Origin of the sequence: Serratia ureilytica (assembly GCF_017309605.1) — a bacterium.
Lineage (GTDB): Bacteria > Pseudomonadota > Gammaproteobacteria > Enterobacterales > Enterobacteriaceae > Serratia > Serratia ureilytica.
The window spans coordinates 3524331-3542524 of sequence record NZ_CP071320.1 but is presented as its reverse complement, the minus strand read 5'-3'; the positions used below and the strand labels follow the sequence as shown (position 1 = coordinate 3542524).

The 18194-nt window shown below is 62.4% G+C and carries 23 protein-coding genes; 12 read left to right on the top strand and 11 right to left on the bottom strand.

Annotated elements, in window-relative coordinates:
- Complete coding sequence (locus tag J0X03_RS16625) at positions 1–762, top strand: phosphate/phosphite/phosphonate ABC transporter substrate-binding protein (RefSeq protein WP_080273377.1); 762 nt, start codon at positions 1–3, stop codon at positions 760–762.
- A 6-nt stretch (positions 763–768) separates the two neighbouring features.
- Here J0X03_RS16625 and J0X03_RS16620 read toward each other — a convergent pair whose 3' ends face one another.
- The 3 genes from J0X03_RS16620 to J0X03_RS16610 all read right to left on the bottom strand — a co-directional run bounded on the left by J0X03_RS16620 (position 769) and on the right by J0X03_RS16610 (position 2340).
- A complete protein-coding gene (locus J0X03_RS16620) occupies positions 769–1488 on the bottom strand; it encodes an SDR family oxidoreductase (RefSeq protein ID WP_033642360.1) in 720 nt (239 codons plus the stop codon).
- A gap of 106 nt (positions 1489–1594) precedes the next feature.
- Positions 1595–1975 carry an HVO_A0114 family putative DNA-binding protein gene (locus J0X03_RS16615; RefSeq protein ID WP_004939357.1) on the bottom strand — a complete coding sequence of 127 codons (381 nt, stop codon included), beginning with the start codon at positions 1973–1975 and terminating at the stop codon, positions 1595–1597.
- Positions 1975–2340 carry a toxin-antitoxin system TumE family protein gene (locus J0X03_RS16610; RefSeq protein WP_160204112.1) on the bottom strand — a complete coding sequence of 122 codons (366 nt, stop codon included), beginning with the start codon at positions 2338–2340 and terminating at the stop codon, positions 1975–1977. Before J0X03_RS16610 ends, J0X03_RS16615 begins: the two co-directional genes overlap by 1 nt.
- 98 nt (positions 2341–2438) lie before the next feature.
- Between J0X03_RS16610 and J0X03_RS16605 the strand changes: the two genes are divergently transcribed.
- Positions 2439–3350 (top strand): LysR family transcriptional regulator, encoded by a 912-nt coding sequence (locus J0X03_RS16605; RefSeq protein WP_033642361.1) that lies wholly within the window; start codon positions 2439–2441, stop codon positions 3348–3350.
- Here the strand turns inward: J0X03_RS16605 and J0X03_RS16600 are convergent.
- The 4 genes from J0X03_RS16600 to J0X03_RS16585 form a co-directional block, all read right to left on the bottom strand.
- Positions 3338–3514, bottom strand: a complete 177-nt coding sequence (locus J0X03_RS16600) for a hypothetical protein (protein WP_004939348.1) — start codon at positions 3512–3514, stop codon at positions 3338–3340. The two genes, J0X03_RS16605 and J0X03_RS16600, sit on opposite strands and share 13 nt — an antisense overlap.
- Positions 3515–3617: 103 nt before the next feature.
- The gene (gene yedA, locus J0X03_RS16595) at positions 3618–4541 is read right to left on the bottom strand and encodes a drug/metabolite exporter YedA (RefSeq protein ID WP_122137158.1); all 924 of its coding nucleotides are present in this window, start codon (positions 4539–4541) and stop codon (positions 3618–3620) included.
- Between the two features lie 108 nt (positions 4542–4649).
- A complete protein-coding gene (locus J0X03_RS16590) occupies positions 4650–5144 on the bottom strand; it encodes a DUF2878 domain-containing protein (protein ID WP_046896911.1) in 495 nt (164 codons plus the stop codon).
- 177 nt (positions 5145–5321) lie between these two features.
- Positions 5322–5975, bottom strand: a complete 654-nt coding sequence (locus tag J0X03_RS16585) for a helix-turn-helix transcriptional regulator (RefSeq protein ID WP_033642364.1) — start codon at positions 5973–5975, stop codon at positions 5322–5324.
- A 103-nt stretch (positions 5976–6078) separates the two neighbouring features.
- Here J0X03_RS16585 and J0X03_RS16580 point away from each other — a divergent pair, with 103 nt between their 5' ends.
- The 6 genes from J0X03_RS16580 (at position 6079) to J0X03_RS16555 (ending at position 10662) form a co-directional block, all read left to right on the top strand.
- Complete coding sequence (locus J0X03_RS16580; protein WP_160204113.1) at positions 6079–7533, top strand: MFS transporter; 1455 nt, start codon at positions 6079–6081, stop codon at positions 7531–7533.
- Positions 7534–7563: 30 nt separating this feature from the next.
- Positions 7564–8412 (top strand): AraC family transcriptional regulator, encoded by an 849-nt coding sequence (locus tag J0X03_RS16575; protein ID WP_049200955.1) that lies wholly within the window; start codon positions 7564–7566, stop codon positions 8410–8412.
- Between the two features lie 71 nt (positions 8413–8483).
- Entirely contained in the window at positions 8484–9194 is a 711-nt protein-coding gene (locus J0X03_RS16570; RefSeq protein ID WP_087762164.1) for an AzlC family ABC transporter permease, read from the top strand.
- Positions 9191–9502: an AzlD domain-containing protein gene (locus J0X03_RS16565; RefSeq protein ID WP_123061482.1), complete on the top strand. Its 312-nt coding sequence runs from the start codon at positions 9191–9193 to the stop codon at positions 9500–9502. The genes J0X03_RS16570 and J0X03_RS16565 overlap by 4 nt, the downstream gene beginning before the upstream one ends.
- A gap of 69 nt (positions 9503–9571) precedes the next feature.
- Positions 9572–10141, top strand: a complete 570-nt coding sequence (locus tag J0X03_RS16560) for a helix-turn-helix domain-containing protein (protein WP_033642366.1) — start codon at positions 9572–9574, stop codon at positions 10139–10141.
- A 2-nt stretch (positions 10142–10143) separates the two neighbouring features.
- Positions 10144–10662 (top strand): GNAT family N-acetyltransferase, encoded by a 519-nt coding sequence (locus J0X03_RS16555; RefSeq protein ID WP_089194439.1) that lies wholly within the window; start codon positions 10144–10146, stop codon positions 10660–10662.
- A gap of 3 nt (positions 10663–10665) precedes the next feature.
- Here J0X03_RS16555 and J0X03_RS16550 read toward each other — a convergent pair whose 3' ends face one another.
- The 3 genes from J0X03_RS16550 to ompC all read right to left on the bottom strand — a co-directional run bounded on the left by J0X03_RS16550 (position 10666) and on the right by ompC (position 13637).
- Positions 10666–11496, bottom strand: coding sequence for a 5'-nucleotidase, lipoprotein e(P4) family (locus J0X03_RS16550; RefSeq protein ID WP_160204114.1), 831 nt, complete (start codon positions 11494–11496; stop codon positions 10666–10668).
- A 15-nt stretch (positions 11497–11511) separates the two neighbouring features.
- On the bottom strand, positions 11512–12360 hold the full coding sequence (locus J0X03_RS16545; protein WP_033650534.1) for a GNAT family N-acetyltransferase: 849 nt from the start codon (positions 12358–12360) through the stop codon (positions 11512–11514).
- A 179-nt stretch (positions 12361–12539) separates the two neighbouring features.
- The gene (gene ompC / locus J0X03_RS16540) at positions 12540–13637 is read right to left on the bottom strand and encodes a porin OmpC (RefSeq protein WP_004939326.1); all 1098 of its coding nucleotides are present in this window, start codon (positions 13635–13637) and stop codon (positions 12540–12542) included.
- A 241-nt stretch (positions 13638–13878) separates the two neighbouring features.
- On the opposite strand from ompC, the gene J0X03_RS16535 reads away from it, so the two are divergent.
- The 4 genes from J0X03_RS16535 (at position 13879) to dinG (ending at position 17639) form a co-directional block, all read left to right on the top strand.
- Positions 13879–14535 carry a glutathione S-transferase family protein gene (locus J0X03_RS16535; protein WP_033640943.1) on the top strand — a complete coding sequence of 219 codons (657 nt, stop codon included), beginning with the start codon at positions 13879–13881 and terminating at the stop codon, positions 14533–14535.
- Positions 14536–14659: 124 nt separating this feature from the next.
- Positions 14660–14992 carry a carboxymuconolactone decarboxylase family protein gene (locus J0X03_RS16530; RefSeq protein WP_089194442.1) on the top strand — a complete coding sequence of 111 codons (333 nt, stop codon included), beginning with the start codon at positions 14660–14662 and terminating at the stop codon, positions 14990–14992.
- The gene (locus J0X03_RS16525; RefSeq protein WP_160204115.1) at positions 14982–15374 is read left to right on the top strand and encodes a tautomerase family protein; all 393 of its coding nucleotides are present in this window, start codon (positions 14982–14984) and stop codon (positions 15372–15374) included. Before J0X03_RS16530 ends, J0X03_RS16525 begins: the two co-directional genes overlap by 11 nt.
- Before the next feature lie 66 nt (positions 15375–15440).
- Positions 15441–17639, top strand: a complete 2199-nt coding sequence (gene dinG / locus J0X03_RS16520) for an ATP-dependent DNA helicase DinG (protein ID WP_159317800.1) — start codon at positions 15441–15443, stop codon at positions 17637–17639.
- Here dinG and J0X03_RS16515 read toward each other — a convergent pair whose 3' ends face one another.
- Entirely contained in the window at positions 17640–18074 is a 435-nt protein-coding gene (locus J0X03_RS16515) for an Lrp/AsnC family transcriptional regulator (RefSeq protein WP_042783967.1), read from the bottom strand. It lies immediately after the preceding gene.
- Between the last annotated feature and the right edge of the window lie 120 nt (positions 18075–18194).

Here is an 18194-nt window from a genome sequence, read left to right as displayed (position 1 = left end):
ATGTACGGCGTTGGCCGGGAGCAGGCCGACGCTTTCTGGCAGGTCTTGCGCGGCAAGCTGCTGCGGCTGGGGCTGCCGGCGGCGCCGGAACGGCTCAGTTGGCCGGACGATTTGGCGCAGCATTGGCGGCGCGAGGATCTCTTGCTCAGCCAAACCTGTGGTTATCCGTTGGTCAGCAGCCTGCCGCAGGTGCAGCTGATCGGAACCTATCATTATCGGGTGGAAGGGTGCGACGGGCCAAATTACCGCAGCTGGCTGGTGGTGCGTGCAGGCGACTCCGGCGAACGGCTGGCGGATTTTCGCGGCCGGACGGTGGCGTATAACAGCACCGATTCCCAGTCCGGCTACAACGGCTTGCGCGCGCTAATCGCGCCGCTGGCGCAGGACGGGAAATTCTTCGGTGCGGCTATTGCCTCCGGGGCGCATTATCAGTCGCTGAAACTGATCCGCAGCGGGCAGGCGGATATCGCCGCCATCGATTCCATCAGCATGGAACTGCTGCGCCGCGCGCAGCCGCAGGCGCTGGAGGGGCTGAAAATCATTGGCCGCACGGCGGCGGTGCCGGGTTTGCCGCTGATCACCGCAGCGGGCACGCCGCCGGAACAGGTGGACATCCTGCGCGCCGGCGCCCGAGCGATGCTGGATGAGGCGGTCAGCGACCGTCTGCTGATCGGCGATTTCAGCCTGGTGCCGCGCTCGGCTTACCAGATTATCACCGTGCTGGAGCAACAGGCCGCCGCACAGGGCGTAACGGCGCTCTAGCCGCCGTTACAGCAGGCCGCCGCCGTCGATGTCGATCACGCTGCCGGTGACGAAACCGTTCTCCATCGCCAGCAGGTAACCCGCCGCGACGTCGGCCGCCTGGCCGATCCGGCCGACCGGCAGGCTGTCGCTCACGCGTTCGAACAGCGCCTGACGCTGCGCGGCGCTCATGCCGTCGTAGGCTTCGGTGGCGGTGATGCCGGGGCTGACCACGTTCACCCGCCGCGGCGCCAGTTCCTTCGCCAGCTGTTTACCGACCGCTTCCAGCGCGGCATTGATGCCGGTTTTGATCAACTGACCGCCGAGGTATTTGCGCGACAGCTGGCCGGAGGTCAGGGTGATGGAGCCCTGCGGCGCCAGCGTCGGCAGCGCGGCCTGCACCGCGCGCAAGCTGCCCCAGAATTTGACGTTGAAGTCGGCCTGCGCCTGCTCAAAAGCAGTCTCCGCCAGCGGTTTCGCCTGCACCAGCGGCCCGGCGGTGATCACCAGATGGTCGAAAGCGCCGACGGCGGCAAACAGCGCATGCAGCGACGCTTCATCGGTCAGATCGGCCTGCATCAGATGCAGCGCGTCGTTTTTCTCCCCGGCGTGGGGAAGGCGGCGCGAAGCCAGCACCACTTCAGCGCCGCGCGCCGCCGCCGCGTAGGCCACCGCGGCGCCAATGCCGCTGGTGCCGCCCAGGATCACCAGCTTTTGTCGTTTCAGGGGGGAGTCAGGAATTGTCATGTTAAGGCCTCTTTTTAGGTAAGTTTCAACGGGATCTATCTTTCCTGATTGAAAATCACCTAACAATCGGCCTTGCTGACAAACTCTTATTAATATTTTTTAAAGATCATGCGGCGCTAAAGCGGGCGTTTAGCTTCTGATCCACGATGATTTCGAAATCGGTAAACAGCGCTCGGGGTTTCACTGAACGCCCCTGTTTTTCCAGTGCCACCAGGCCGTGCCCGCTCAGCGTTTTCAGCGTGGTGGACAGATTGCTGACCTGGCGCCCCGACAGTTCGGCCAACTGGCTGATGGTCTCGGGGCGGGCAGTGTCGATCAGACGCAGCAGGGCAATATTCTCGTTGCTGAGCACCTGGGCCAGCGCAATCATTGACGTAAACCACACTTTGGGCTCACGTTCCTGTGGCTGGTATTCCCCTTTTGCGATCGCCAGTGTGCGCTTGCGAATCAGTTCTTCAGGCATCACGCCAATCAGTGCTTTCATCATCAACCTCGGTTTTCTCTCTTGCGTATGACTTCGTCTATCCGGGTAAAAAAATCTTCCACCAACTGATAGGCGGAATGAAACTCGTAGGGTGAGCCTTTGTCCGTCGGGGAGTCATGTTGGTGATCGTAAACGACGCGGCCCGAAAATTTACCTTTGCGGGAGGTTTTAATGGCATGCGCGTTGTCTATGCCAAAAACCCGGGTATTGTGGTTATCATGCAAGGTCAAATTGTAACGGATGCCGTGAGGGATAAAGGCCGTTTGGGTCACCGTCCAAGCCTCGATTTTCCACCAATAGCCATCCTCACGATTGACCCGCGTGCCATGCAGGCTAAGGATGTAGTCCAGTCCGTTGTGTTCATCCATTGATCAAAGCTCCATTTATTATGATCTAATCATAACTGTTGGGCGTTTTATCGTCAATCCGATACGCCGTGAATCCGGCTCTCTAAGAAGGGAAATACATGACCTCATTTGTCGATCTCGAGGTGTTTGTCCGCACGGTGGACGGCGGCAGTTTTTCCGCCGCGGCGCGCGCGCTGGACATGACGCCGGCGGCGGCCAGCATTGCGGTGAAAAGGCTGGAGCAGCAGTTGGGCGCGCGGCTGCTGGTGCGCTCCACCCGCAGCCTGAGGTTAACGGAGGAGGGGGCTCGCTATCTCGACAGCGCGCGCCTGGCGCTGGGCGCGTTAGCCGAAGGAGAGCAGGCGATCCGCGAGAAGCATCAGGGGCTGTCCGGGGTGCTGCAGATTTCCGCGCCGTCGGATTTTGGCCGCAATTTGCTGCTCTGCTGGCTGGATGAGTTCCGCCTGCAGCATCCGCATATTCAACTGCAGCTTCTGATCAACGATCGGCAGGCCGACCTGTTCCGCGAACCGGTAGACGTGGCGTTGCGCTTCGGGCCGCTGGCCGACTCTTCGCTGGTGGCGCTGCCGATCTTGCCGCAGCATCGGCGGTTGATCTGCGCCAGCCCGGATTACCTGCGGCGTCACGGCGCGCCGCAAACGCCGGCCGATCTGGTTCGGCACAGCATTCTGGTGTATCAGCCCAGCGGCAAACGGCAGGTGGAATGGCGGCTGTGGCGCGGTGAGGAGGGGGTCGAAGTGCCGCTGAACGGCAGCTATTTTACCGATGACGGCGAGGTGGCGCGGCGCTGGGCGCTGGCGGGGCACGGCGTGGTGCGCAAGTCGGCGATCGACGTGGCGGCCGACATTCACGCCGGGCGGCTGGTGCAACTGTTGCCGGAATGGCGCAGCGACGCGGTGCCGATCAATCTGGTCTGCCCGCATCGTTCGCAGGTGTCGGAACGCGTCAGGCAGCTGCAGCGCTTTTTACAGCAGCGCTGCCAACGTTGGATGGACGATCACTTGGCCTGAAGGGTTTCGGTTTGCGCCGGCGTGGCGGCGGTATCCCCGGCAGGCGCGCTTTCTTCGTGCGGGGTGGTGGAACGGGTGTAGATGTTCAGCCCGGCGAGGAATACGCCGCCCAGAGAACCGAAGGCGCACAGGGCGATGACGATGACGAACGCTTTTTTCAGCATAGGAATAATTTCGCAGGTTGCTTGGAACAGCGGGAATTATAGCCCCTTCGCCGGGTGAAACAAGAATCGTTTTTAACGGCGGCCCGCAGACCGCCCTTTGTGATCACCGCCGTTCGCAGTCGATGGCCTGTACATTGGCCGGGCGGGCGAACAGGTATTTTCCCAGCGTCACCAGCACCACCGCCGCCACGATGATCACCAGCGCCAGCCACTCGCGCGGCGCCAGCGATTCACCGGCAAAACTGATGCCGAGCAGCACCGCCACCACCGGGTTGACGTAGGCATAGCTGGTGGCGACCGCCGGGCGCACGTTCTTCAATAAGAACATATAGGCGCTGATCGCCAGCATCGAACCGAAGACGATCAGATAGCCCAGCGCCAGAAAGCCGCCGGTGCTCGGCATCTGAACGAGGCGCTCGCCGCTCAGCTGGCTGGCTGCCAATAACACCACGCCGGCGACCAGCATCTCCGCCGCGCCGGCCATCGGCCCGGCCGGCAGCGAGATGCGCGATCCCAACACCGATCCGAAGGCCCAGCTGGCCGACGCCAGCAAAATCAGCAGCGCGCCGGTCGGATTGCCCACCAGGTTGTTGCCGGTATTAAGCAGCACGATGCCCACCAACCCGAGCGCGATGCCGGCCCATTCCAGCTTGGTGTTGCGCATGCCCCACAGCAGGCTGAAGCAGAGGGTGAACAGCGGCACCGTCGCTACCATCACCGCCGCGATGCCGGACGGCACGTGTTGGTGTTCCGCCACCGTCACCAGGCCGTTGCCCACCGCCAGCAGCAGAATGCCGATGGCGCCGGCGGCCAGCCATTGCTTCGGCGTCGGCAGCGCGTGGCCGCGCCAGGCCAGGAAACTGAACAGTACGATGCCGGCTATCAGAAAGCGAATCCCGGCCATCATCAGCGGCGGCCACTGTTCGACGCCCAGACGAATGACGAAATAGGTGGAACCCCAAACGATATATAACGTGAACAACGCCCCGATCAACGGCAGGACGCTACGGCTTTGTTGGCTAAGCATAGGATTGTATTTTGCGGGAATGATTATTATTAGAACGCTCAGTAAACCCGATCGGGCAACCGATAAGCAATGGCCTGCGGCATTATTTTTCCGGCGGCCGAAAGCCGTTCAATGGCCTTGCTGTTTCCACTGCAGCCAACTGACGGCCGGCAGATAAATCGACCAGCCGATGGCCAGCAGCAGCAGCATGAACTCCGGCGGCACGCCGGGCAGCAGGGCGTCCAGTTTCCAGGACACGGCGTAGGCGAAGGGGCCGAGGGCGGCGCCCAATACCGCCAGCGGCCAGGGCGCCGCTCTGACCACGTCCAACAGCCAATACCACCAGCAGCCGAAGCCGATCCACAGCGCGATGGTCCAGAGCGGCAGGCCGTGTTGCCCGCTGTAATGCAGCACGCCGCTGTAGCTCCACAGACCATCCATGCCGATGCCGCCCAAGGCGGCCAGGGCGGCGCCCTTGCGGCGGGCGGCGGGGGTAAAGATCAGCGCCAGCGCCGCACCGGCCAGCAGTATGCCGTTGAGCCGATCGCGAGTCAGCAGCGCCAGCAGCCAGCAGACGCCCAGCCCCAGCGTCGCCAGCCAGAATCCGGCATGCGGCTTCTTCATCGTTCAACTCCCGTGGGGTTACTCTGCCGCCGTGCGCAGCGCGCCGACGGAGGTGTCAGAACGGGCGCGGGGCCCGTTGTTTGCCTGAATATTCGATAATTCAACCTTAGAAGGGAAGGTGCGGGGTGCACAAGCAGAATAATCTGTACCGGTTGAAAACGCGGGCAAAAACCGGTGTTACAAGAGAGAAATCCGGTAAGCGCAGCGGCGAGAGCCGGCCAGAATGTGTTCGGCGCGCTCAACCTGCGCCTGCAGCACTTCGGTGAAGATGCTCAGCTCAGCGCGGCAGAAGCCTTGGCAGACGGTGGCGGCGGCGCAGATCGGGCAGTGGTTTTCCACCAGCAGATAGGCGCCGTCTTCCTCCTGACGCCATTCGGCCATATACCCTTCGCGGCAGCGGATCTCGGTGAGACGCGCCACGCGTTCGCGCAGATCGGTGGCGCCGATCATCGCCTGCTTGTAGTTGATGCGGTTTTCCTGCTCACGGGTCTCGATCAGCAGGTCGATCGCCTGTTCACCCAGCTTGTCACGCACGGTGCGCAGCAGCTGCACCGTCAGATCCGCATGGGTGTCCGGAAAGCGTGCGTTACCGGCGGCAGTCAAATGCCACAGCTGCACCGGGCGGCCCACGCCGCGCGTTTCCGCGATCGCTTCGACCAGCCCCTCTTTCGCCAGCTTGACGAACTGCTGGCGGGCCGCTTCACCGGTGGTGCCGAGCACTTTTCCTGCGTCTGAGGCTTGCTGCGGGCCGCGGGTCTTCAATAGCGTCAGCAAACGGTCACTGACCGATTGTGCGGTGCTGCCGCCATTTTCCAAGTTTATTCTTGACATATTTCTCCGCCTCGCCCTAACTTATTCCAAGATAACTCTTGTTAAATTTAACGCAATCTCATGACCAACTCAATGCCATTCCTCTGAAAACAGGACAACAACCGTGATAACCCATGACGATAGCCGCTGGAGCGACCTTTTCTCCGGCAAAAATGCGGCCAGTGCGATCGCGCTCTCGCTTGGCGTGGCGCTGCATGCCATCAATATTCTGGTCGCCACCACCATTCTGCCCTCGGTGGTGCAGGATATCGGCGGTCTGGATCTCTATGCCTGGAACACCACGCTGTTCGTGGTGGCGTCGATCCTCGGCTCCGCGCTGTCGGCCCGCTTGCTCAGCGGCTACGGCGCGCGCAACGCCTATCTGGTCGCTTCGCTGTTTTTCATCGCCGGAGCGGGGCTGTGCGCGCTGGCGCCGAGCATGCCGGTGATGCTGGTCGGCCGCACGGTGCAGGGGTTCGGCGGCGGGCTGATCTTTGCGCTCTCCTACGCGATGATCAATCTGGTGTTCGAGCAGCGATTGTGGCCGCGCGCCATGGCGCTTATCTCGGCGATGTGGGGCATCGCCACGCTGGTCGGCCCGGCGGTAGGTGGCATTTTCGCCGAGTTGCACGCCTGGCGTTGGGCCTTCGGCATTCTGCTGCCGATCATGGCGCTGTACGCCGCGTTTACCTTCCTGATCCTGCCCAAGGGCCAGGCGCAGCAGGCGGGCGCGCCGCTGCCGACCGCGCAGCTGCTGTTGCTGACCGTGGCGGTGCTGGTGGTGTCCGCCGGCAGCCTGGCGCACAGCGTCTGGATCAACCTGGCGGGCATCGCGCTTTCGCTGGCGCTGATGGCCTGGCTGATGAAGCGCGAGGCGCGCTCGCGCGCGCGCCTGTTGCCGCACGGTGCGCTGCGGCGCGGCTCATCGTTGGCGGCGCTCTATATTACGGTGTCGTTGCTGGTGATCGGCATGACCAGCGAAATCTTCGTGCCCTATTTCCTGCAGTTGCTGCACGGCCAGTCGCCGCTGATCTCCGGCTATATCGCCGCGACCATGGCCGCCGGCTGGACGTTGTCCGAAATCCTCAGTTCCGGCTGGCGCGGGGCGGGCATTCGCCGGGCGATCGTCAGCGGGCCGCTGTTCGTGCTGGTGGGCCTGCTGGCGCTGGCGATCCTGATGCCGACGCCCTCCGGCGGTCACTGGCAGGCGCTGACCCCGATCGTCATCGCGTTGTCGCTGGTGGGATTCGGCATCGGCTTCGGCTGGCCGCATCTGCTGACGCGCATTTTGCAGGTGGCGCCTGAAGCGGACAAAGACATCGCCGGCGCCTCGATCACCACGGTGCAGCTGTTCGCCACCGCATTCGGCGCGGCGCTGGCGGGGATGATCGCCAACCTGGCGGGGCTGAACGATCCGGGCGGCGCGGCGGGCGCGGCATCGGCGGCGCGTTGGCTGTTCCTGGCGTTCGCGCTGGCGCCGCTGCTGGCGGTGTTCAGCGCCTGGCGCTGCGCGGCGATCGCGCCGCCGGGCGCCGAGACGGGCAATTTTGTACAAACCCCGCCCTCGCGCGAATGCTAGAATGGCGCTCATTCAGCGGAGGTAGGCAAGATGAAGGTGGAAGGCGCAGCGCGCAAAGCATCCCGGGAACAGGCCCATTTCATGCACGTCGACGATCTCGGCGGGCTGGAAGTGCTGCAGGCCACCTACCGCCGCCAAACCTTCTCGCGACACAGCCATGAAGGCTTCTGCGTGGGCGTCATCGACGACGGCGCCCAGCGTTTCTACCGCACCGGTGGCGAACACGTGGCGCCGCTGGGCAGCATCATTCTGGTCAACGCCGACGACATCCACACCGGCAGCTCCGCCACCGAAGAGGGATGGTCGTATCAGGCGATGTACCCGACGCCGGAGCTGCTGGCGTTTTTGTCGCGCGATCTGAAAACCGGCGCCGGCGCGACGCCTTATTTCCCCAACCCGGTGGTGCACGACGTCGGCCTGGCCGGCCAGCTGCGGATGGCGTTCAGCCTGCTGCGCAGCGATGAGAACCGGCTGATGAAAGAGACCATGGTGTTCTCGGCGCTGACCTGGCTGATGCTGCGGCACGGCAAAAGCCGCATCGATCCCACGCCGCAGAGCCGGGCGCAAAGCCAGGTGGCGCGGGTGAAAGCCTTTCTCGACGATTTCCCCGAGGCGGACATTTCGCTGCTGGAGCTGGCGGAGCGAGTGGCGCTCAGCCCTTATTACCTGCTGCGGCAGTTTCAGCAGGCCACCGGTCTGCCGCCGCACGCCTATCAAATTCAGGCGCGGCTGCGTAAAGCGCGCGGCATGCTGAAGGCCGGCAGCAGCGTGCTGGACAGCGCGCTGAGCTGCGGTTTTCACGATCAAAGCCATTTCCACCGCCATTTTCGCAAGTCGATGGGCATCACGCCGGGCGACTACGTCAAATCGCTGAAATAACCGGGCAATCGGGTGCAATACCCGTGTGCGCCTGCGCCGTAAGCTGGCTTCTTCAACCGAAGGAGAAGCCCATGACTGATTCAATCCCCCTCATCACGCCGCCGTCTGCCCGCCTGCGCCCCGCGCTGCAGGGTGGGGTGGCGATCTTGCCGCTGTGCCTGGCGGTGGTACCGTGGGGCGTACTGGCGGGCTCGATGGCCCTGCAAAGCGGCCTGACGCCGGCGCAAGGGCTGGGCATGTCGGCTATCGTGTTCGCCGGGGCGGCGCAGCTGGTGGCGATGGGCATGATCAAGGGCGGCGCCGGGCTGCTGGCGATCCTGCTGTCGACCTTTTTCGTCACCGCCCAGCATTTTCTCTATGCGCTGCGGCTGCGGGAGCGCATTGCGCCGCTGCCGTTACGCTGGCGGCTGGCCCTGGGATTCTTGCTCACCGATGAACTGTTTGCGCTGACCGGCGAACAGGCGCCGGCGCGTTTCGACCGCTGGTATGCGCTGGGCGCCGGGCTGACCTTTTACCTGTGCTGGTTTCTCTCCACGCTGCTCGGCATCGTAGCCGCCGGCAGCGCCGGGGATCTGGACGGTTATGGGCTGGATTTTTCCATCGCCGCCACCTTTATCGCCATCGTGGTGCCGCTGGTGCGCAGCCTGCCGGTGTTGGCCTGCGTGCTGACCGCGCTGCTGCTTTCCATTGTGTTGCACTATTTCCAGACGCCGGGCGCACTGGTGATCGCCACCGTGGCGGCGATGCTGGTCGGGCTGCTGTGCAGCGGGGGGCGCCGATGATCTGGCTGACGATAGTCTTGATGGGGCTGGTGGTGTTCTTCAACCGCTACGGCTTTTTGGCGCCGGGATTGCCACTGCGGTTATCGCCGCGCGTCAAAACCCTGCTGAGCTTTTCCGTGCCGGCGGTGCTGACGGCCATTTGCGGGCCGATTATCGCCTTCAGCGGCGACCAGCTGCGCGCCGCGCCGGATAACCCTTACCTGTGGGGGGCGGTGTTTGCGGTGATATTGGCGTTCTTTCTGCGCAACATGCTGGCGGTGGTGTTGCTGAGCCTGCTGATATTTATCGCGCTGCGCGGCATTTTTTAAAATTCGCTTGCCATATCTCTAATTTGAGATTATTTCTCTTATATGGGATTTTCAAGCGGAGTGTGAACGATGGATAACGGTCTGGACAATGCCGACCTGAGGTTGGCGCAGCGGCTGGCGGATTTGCGCCAGCAACGGGCGTGGTCGCTGGAGGAGCTGGCGCAGCGCACTGGCCTTAGCCGGGCGACGCTCTCGCGGGTGGAGCGCGCCGAGACCAGCCCGACGGCGTCGTTGCTGAACCGGCTGTGCGCCGCCTATGGGTTGACCATGTCGCGCCTGCTGAGCGAGATCGAAGACGAGCCGCCGGAGCTGTTGCGGCCGCAGCAGCAACCGGTGTGGGTCGATCGCGCCAGCGGTTTTCACCGTCGCTCTGTTTCTCCCCCCGCTGCGTTGTATAAGGCTGAATTTATCGAAGCCCGGCTTGATGCCGGCGCGCAGATCGATTACGACCTGCCGTCGATTCCGGCGCTGGAGCACCATCTCTGGCTGCTGTCCGGGCAGCTGGAGTTGACGCTGGAAGGGCGCGTTTTCCGGTTATCATCCGGCGACTGCCTGCGCTACCGCCTGTTCGGCGCCTCCCGTTTCCATGTCCCCGGCGATGAGCCGGCCCATTACACCCTCGTTATTTGCAGGCCATAGCCATGATTGAATTGCAACAGTGGGACGCCGGCGCGGCGCAAAGCGCCATTGCCGAATTGGCCGAAATGCTGCACGCCAGCGTGGCGCACGGCGCCAGCATCGGTTTTGTCATGCCCTTTACGCTGACGCAGGCGCAGGCGTTTTGGCAGGGGGTGCTGCCGGCCATCGCGCGGAGAGAGCGTGCGATGCTGGTGGCGCTCGCGAACGGCCGGCCGGTCGGCACCGTGCAGCTGCTGTTGGCGATGCCGGACAACGGCCGCCACCGGGCGGAAGTGGTCAAGCTGATGGTGCACCCGCAGGCGCGGCGGCAGGGCGTCGCCCGGCTGTTGATGCAGGAAGTGCAGGCGCTGGCGGCGCGTCATCGCCGCAGCCTGTTGGTGCTGGATACCCTGAGCGGCAGCGCGGCGCAGGGGCTGTACCGTCAATTGGGGTTCGAGGCGGCGGGCGACATCCCGCAATACGCCCGCGCCAGCGACGGCGGGGCGTTGGAGGCCACCTGCTATATGTACAAACTGCTGTGAGGGTTAGCGCCCGCGCCAGGCCTTGATCGCCTGCTGGCGCACCTGCAGCTTCTGTTGCGGCGTCAGCTTGTTGTAGTCGCGAGCCAGGCCGCTTTCCCAGTCGCCGTACAGCGGGTTGGGCAGCACGATGAATTCGGTGCCGAACTTGCCCTGGTTCTCGCTGACGAACGCCCGGCGCTGCGCATTGTCCTTATGGTAAGTCGCGGCGCCGAAGTCGTTCAGGTTGTCGCCTGCGTACACCACGATGTCATAGCCGGCTTGTTTGATGGCGTCGAAGCGCGCCTGCTTATTGGAGGTGTCGGTGCTGAGCAGTACGGTCTTTTCCGACATGCCGGTGAAACCGAGCTTCTGCATGTTGGCCACCGTGGCGGCGTATTCGCTCTGCTTGCGGTTCGACACGTAGAACATCGTCCCCTGATGGGTGTTAACGTAGCGGGCGAACGACACCGCGCCCGGTACCGCACCGGCCTGTTCGGCCTGCGTCCATTTGGCCCAGGTGGCGCCGTCGTACGGTCTGCCCTGCTGCGCCTGCCAGCCGGAGTAGGCGCTGTTATCCAGCATGGTTTCATCCAGATCGACCACCACCGCCTTTTTACGGCCTGGCGCGGCCCTGGCCTGATCGAAGGCGCGCTGCGCGCTGTTGAACGCCTGATGCGCCAGCGCCTGGTATTCGCCGGACTGTTGGAACCAGTTGACCGCCAGCACCGATTGATCCGCCAACCGCTGCTGGGCCTGCGCGTCGGCGTGCGGCGGCTGCGCGCAACCGGTCAAGGCCAGCAGCGTGACGCCCATCGCCGCGCCGAGGGTGAGTGTGCGTACCTGTTTTCCTGCCATTGTTATCTCTCTTTTTTATTGTGGACTGTCCAGCAGCATATCCATCTCGAACTGACGCAGGGGATCCTGCCGCCAGCCAAGATGCGTAAAGAAGGGGGCGGCCACCTCGGGCACAAAAACGTTGGCGGTCAGCGGCAAAGGGGCGAACTGCGCTTGCAGAGCGGCCAGCAAGGCGCGGGCATGCCCCTGGCCGCGATGCTGCGGCGGCACGTAGATCAGGCGCAGCCAGCAGTGCTCGGCGCCGGGCATCACCACGGCATAGGCTTGGCGTTCGAGGGTATAAGCGCGCGGTTTGCCCGGCAGTTTGAACAGCGATTCGGGGGCGATCAGCCAGGGCAGGTCGGTGGCGCCTTCCGCCGTCAGGCGATGGCTGACGGTCAGCGGATCGACCGCCTGCAGCACCGCCTTGCCTGGCGGCACCGCCGCCGGCGCCTGATGGCCGGTCAGGGTGCGCACGATGCGCAGCCCGGCGCGGTGGTACAGCGCCAGCGCGGCTTCGTTGCCTTCGATCACTTCCAGCGACAGCCGATGATCGCCGCGCTGACGGGCATCCGCTACTACCCGCTGCATCAGCGCCTTACCCAGCCCCTGCCCGCGCATCTCGGGGCGCACGGAAAAGGCCGCGATCCGGCTGTGCCGGCCGCGGCGGGCGATCAGCGCCACCGCCACCGGTTCATTGCGATGGGTGACGATCAGGCTGTCGTTCAGGCTGAGATCTTCGGCGCCGAAGCGGGCGGCGAAGGTCGGCCCGTCGAGGACGAAACGCACGATGTAGTTTTCAAAACAGTGGTTGAGGATGTTCGCCAGTTCGTCGCTGCTGTAGCGCACGGCGTTGTGATAGTTAAACCGACCGTCGTTATGCATGGCTGATTCCGCTCGGGGGAAAGCTATACATGTAGACCCGTTTGTTTGGCAAGGCAAGCGGGGGCATTCGCCGGCGGGGAAAATAAAAACAAAAAAGCCGGACGCAGCCGCCCGGCGAAATAAAACTCTGGGTATCAAGTGACGCTAAAGTTTGCAGTGGTGGTTATTCATTCATCACATCAGAACTGGTAGGTCAGGGCGACAACAACGACGTCGTCGTTTTTCAGACCCAGTTTGTTGTCGTCATCAAGCTGGTTGATTTTATATTCGACATAAGTTGACATGTTTTTGTTGAAGTAATAGGTCGCCGCTACGTCGAAATATTTCACCAGATCGACGTCGCCGATGCCTTCAATATCTTTGCCTTTCTGCTGAACGTAACCCAGCGATGGGCGCAGACCGAAGTCGAACTGATATTGCGCAACCAGTTCAATCCCTTCCGCTTTATTGGCGAAGCCACTGACGGAAGTCGAATTGTTATTGATGGTGGCGGTGCCGGAAATAGGCGCGATGTTGCGGCTCTGCGAATAAGTCGCGGCCAGGTAGACATTGTTGTTGTCGTATTTCAGACCGCCTGCCCAGATATCGGCCTTGTCGCCTTTACCGAAGGTGCCCGCCTTTTGCGTGGCGGTGCGGTTGGAAGAGGCATAGGCGGCGCCCACGCTCAGGCCGTCGATGATTTCATAGCTGGAGGAGAGACCCCAGCCGTCGCCGTTCGCCTTGCTGGCGGAGCGGCCGTCGTTTTCGTTTTTGCCCTGGTACTGCACGGCAAATTTTAGGCCGTCAACCAGACCGAAGAAGTTGTTATTACGGTAGGTGGCGACGCCATTGGTACGGCCGTTCATAAAGTTGTCGGTCTTGATATAAGCATCATCGCCGAATTCAGGGATCATATCCGTCCAGGCGCCAACGTCGTAAATGATGCCGTAGTTGCGACCGTAGTCGAAGGAGCCGAGATCCTTATATTTCAGACCGGCGAAGCCCAGACGCGTTTTGGTGTCTTTGGTGCCGTCGGATTCAGAATGGTTGGCGGCGATCTGATATTCCCACTGGCCATAGCCGGTCAGCATATCGTTAATCTGAGTCGCGCCTTTAAAGCCGATACGGACGTAGGTTTTATCACCATCGTTGCCGGCATCATCAGAGAAATAATGCAGGGCTTTCACACGACCGTAAAAATCGAGTTTGTTGCCGTCTTTATTGTAGATTTCTGCTGCCTGTGCCGCTTGCGCAAGTAAAAGTGCCGGAATAATAACGGCCAGAAGATTACGTTTCATGGGTTACCCTGCTTTATTCGATTGAAAGACGCTTATCATCAGTTGCATTGCTGTTTTACTGTGCCGCCTGATTGTTGGCGGCGGAGAATTTTTACCGTAGTAATGTGATCTATTTATGACAAAAAATTCATTTTCATGTCGAACGATTAAAAAAGTCGCGCAAAGGGTGAATTTTTTCTTCAGCCGATGGTCGGCGGCTGGTCTACAGTTACCGATACCTTGTTCCGCTGCGGGAGGAATCATGCACGATACTTATACTTTGTTCGGTACGCAGGGCTGCGGCTCGACCATCGTGGCCGCCGCGTTGGCGTTGACCGCTTTCCCCTGGGGCTATGAGGAGGTGGATTACACGCAGGACGGCCCGGAGCGCGATCGCCTGCTGGCGCTGAACCCGCTGGGTCAGGTGCCCACCTTAGTGCTGCCCAATGACGAAGTGATGACGGAGAGCGCGGCGATTATCCTGCTGCTGCACGATCGCGCACCGCATGCCGAACTGGCGCCGCCCGGCGGTTCGCCGCTGTTGCCGCGTTTTCTGCGCTGGCTGCTGTTCATCAACGCGGAGATTTACCCCACCTTCACCTATGCCGACCATCCGCAGCGCTGGCAGCCGCAGGCGGCAGGGGCGGAACAGCTGAAAAACGCGGTAATGGATTATCGCGAGCGTTTATTGCGGCAGTTGAACGCCGCCGCAGGAGCGTCTGGCCCGTGGTTTCTCGGCAAGAGCTTCAGCGCGCTGGATCTGTACCTGGCGGTAATGTGCAACTGGCGGCCGGGCCGCGCGTGGTTCCGGCAACACTGCCCGCGACTGTACGCCATTGCCGAACGGGTGGAACAGCGGCCGGAGCTGAATGCGCTGCTGAGCGCCCATTTCGACGGCGTTGCCCCGCTGGAACCGTGACATCGCCCCGCCCCCCGGCGGGGAACCCTCCCGTTTTTCTGAACCGAGACTGCCGAAAATCCCGATTTTCACTCGCCTCGCTGGCGGGTAGCGTAAGGCTATCCGCAACTGACAGGAGAGTGTGATGCAATCAGAATCCCGGGCCGGACAACAGGCGTTCGGCGATATCGCCCCCAAGCTGGCGCAGCTCAGCGACAGCGTCTTGTTTGACGATGTCTGGCAGCGGCCAGAGCTGAGCCCGCGCGAGCGCAGCTTGATCACCGTCGCCGCGCTGGTGGCGCTCAACCGCCTGGAGCAACTGCCGTTTCATCTGCAGCTGGCGCAGCGCAACGGCGTCGATCGCCCGCAATTGGCGGAGCTCATCACCCACTTGGCGTTTTACGCCGGCTGGCCCGCGGCGGCGTCGGCCGTGGCGCGCTTGCGCGAGCTGGAACCGGAGGCGCCCCATGCCGTTTAGCCGCATCGCCCTGCACCAGGGCAAATCCGCCGACTACCTGCAAACCTTGTCCGACAGCCTGCATCAGGCGCTGGTGGAGGCCTTCGAGGTGCCGCCGACGGACAGGTTTCAGGTGATCGATCAATACCGCTCCGGTGAGCTTATCTACGATCGCGACTATCTCGGCGGGCCGCGCAGCGCGGATTTCGTGCTGTTTTACATCACCGCCGGGCGGCCGCGCGACAGCGACACCAAGCGGCGTTTTTACCGGCGGTTGGCGACGCTGCTGGCGGAGAACCTGCGGCTGAACCCCGAGGATGTGATGGTGGTGATCGCCACCACCCAGTTGGACGAGTGGTCGTTCGGCGGTGGTCGCGCCTCGATGATCGATCCGCAGGCGTAACTCGGGCTGACGCCGCCGGCGGTCTGTGGGACAATAGCGCCATCATTTCGTTTAGATAAGAGTTGAATGGCGCTCTCCTCCGCAGTTAAAGATCAGATTGGCCAGTGGTACAAAGCCCTGCAGCAGCAAATACCGGATTTCATTTCCCGCGCGCCCCAGCGTCAGATGATCGCCGAGGTGGCGAAGACGCTGGCCGGCGACTACCCGCGCCATCTGGCGATCGAGGCGCCGACCGGCGTCGGCAAAACGCTGTCTTACCTGATACCGGGCATCGCCGTCGGGCGGGCGGAGAGCAAACCGCTGGTGGTCAGCACCGCCAACGTGGCGCTGCAGGATCAGATCTACAGCAAGGATTTGCCGCTGCTGAAGAAGATTATTCCCGATCTGAAATTTACCGGCGCCTTTGGCCGCGGGCGTTACGTCTGCCCGCGCAACCTGGCGGCGATGAGCACCGACGTTAGCCAACAGGGCGATCTGACGCTGTTTCTCGACGACGAGCTGGCGCCGTCCAGCGGTGAAGAGCAGGCGCTGTGTCAGAAACTGACCAAGGCGCTGGCCCGCTTTGAGTGGGACGGGCTGCGCGATCACTATCAGCAGAGCATCGACGATCCGCTGTGGGCCAAGCTGAGCACCGACAAGGCCAACTGCCTGGGGCGCAACTGTCACTACATTCGCGAATGCCCGTTTTATATCGCCCGCAAAGAGATCGAGAGCGCCGACGTGGTGGTGGCCAACCACGCGCTGGTGATGGCGGCGCTGGAGACGGAATCGGTGCTGCCGAACCCGAAAGAATTGCTGCTGGTGCTGGACGAAGGCCACCATTTGCCGGAGGTGGCGCGCGATGCGCTGGAGATCGACGGGGAAATCACCGCGCTGTCGACCAACCTGCAGTTGGACATGATCGTGCGCCAGGTCGAACAGTGCATGACGCAGTACCGGCCGAAGAATCCGCCGGGGCTGGCCAACAGCGAACGGCTGAAAAACCATTGCGAGGAGCTGCGCGAGCTGGTGCAGATCTTCGAGCATCAGGTCAGCGCCTATCTGCCCGGCGACAGCGTGGCAGCCGAGCACCGTTTTGAAATGGGCGAGCTGCCGGCGGAGATGGTGGAGAGTTGCGCGCGGCTGTTCAAACTGACCGATGCGCTGCGCGGGCTGGCGGAGTTCGTGCTTAACGATCTCACCGAGCAGACCGGCAAGCATGACATCGTGCGCCTGCACCGCTCGATCATTCAGATGAGCCGCACGCTGGGCTATCTGGAAGCGATGAGCAAGCTGTGGCGGCTGGCGGCGCTCGACAAGTCGTCCAACGCGCCGATCTCCAAATGGGTCACGCGCGAGCTGCGCGATAACGTTACCCATCTCTACCTGCACTGCGTCGGCATTCGCGTCAGCGATCAGCTGGAAAAGCTGCTGTGGCGCAAGGTGCCGCACGTGGTGGTCACCTCGGCCACGCTGCGTTCACTGAACAGCTTCGCGCGTTTGCAAGAGATGAGCGGGTTGAGCGAGAAGGCCGGCGATCGCTTCGAAACGCTCTCATCGCCGTTCAATCATGTCGAACAGGGCAAGATTGTCATTCCGCAGATGCGCTACGAACCGGCGCTCGCCAATGAGGCGGAGCACCTTGAGGAAATGGCGCGGTTTTTCCGCGCCGAGCAGGCGAGCGGCAAGCACAAAGGCATGCTGATCCTGTTCAGCAGCCACCGGGCGATGCAGACTTTCCTCAGCTACGTGACCGATCTGCGGCTGATGCTGCTGGTGCAGGGCGACCAGCCGCGCTACCGGCTGGTGGAAGAGCACCGCAAGCGGGTGGAGAAGGGCGTCGCCAGCGTGCTGGTGGGGCTGCAATCGTTCGCCGAAGGGCTGGATCTGAAAGGCGAACTGCTGACCCAGGTGCATATTCACAAAATCGCGTTCCCGCCGATCGACAGCCCGGTGATCATCACCGAAGGCGAGTGGCTGAAATCGCTGAAGCGTTATCCGTTCGAAGTGCAGAGCCTGCCGAGCGCCTCGTTCAACCTGATCCAGCAGGTCGGCCGCCTGATCCGCAGCAACCAATGTTACGGCGAGATCGTGATCTACGATCGCCGGCTGTTGACCAAAAACTACGGTTCGCGGCTGTTGGCGTCGTTGCCGGTGTTCCCGATTGAGCAGCGCGCGGTGCCGGAGGCCGACAAGGCGCATCTGGCGGCGCTGAAATCCGCCGCCGACGCGGCTAAAAAAGAGAAGAAGCGCGGCAACCCGTTCGCCCGCAAACGGCGGCGTTGATCAGAGCAGCGGCGGCAGGCGGCGCTTGACCGGCGTGGTTTTCACGATCGAGGTGTTGCTCTGCGCGTGCTCGGCCAGCCGATCGAGGGTGTGGTCGAGCTGTTCCATCGAGTGCGCCACCAGCCGCACGATAAAGCAGTCTTCGCCGGTCACCTTATCGCATTCGACCACTTCCGGGATCGCCTGAATCAGCTGTTCGACCTTCTTCAGCATGCCCGGCAGCGGCTTGATGCGCACCAGCGACTGAAAGGCGTAACCCACCGCCTGCAGATTGACGTTCAGGGTATAGCCCTGGATCACGCCGCTTTCCTCCAGCCGCCGCAGTCTTTCCGACGTGCTCGGCGACGACAGGCCCACCTGCGCGCTCAGCGTCTTCAACGATGCGCGCGCATCTTCCGCCAGAATGGTCAGGATTTGGCGATCGATATCATCCATAACGCCTCCGTTAGGTATTTTCTTTATTGTAGCTGCGAGAAAAAGGCAGTTAAGCATATCTGCCTTTTTTATGCTATGGAAAGCCGCCCTGCGAAGCCGCAAGCTATGTCTCTGGGCAAG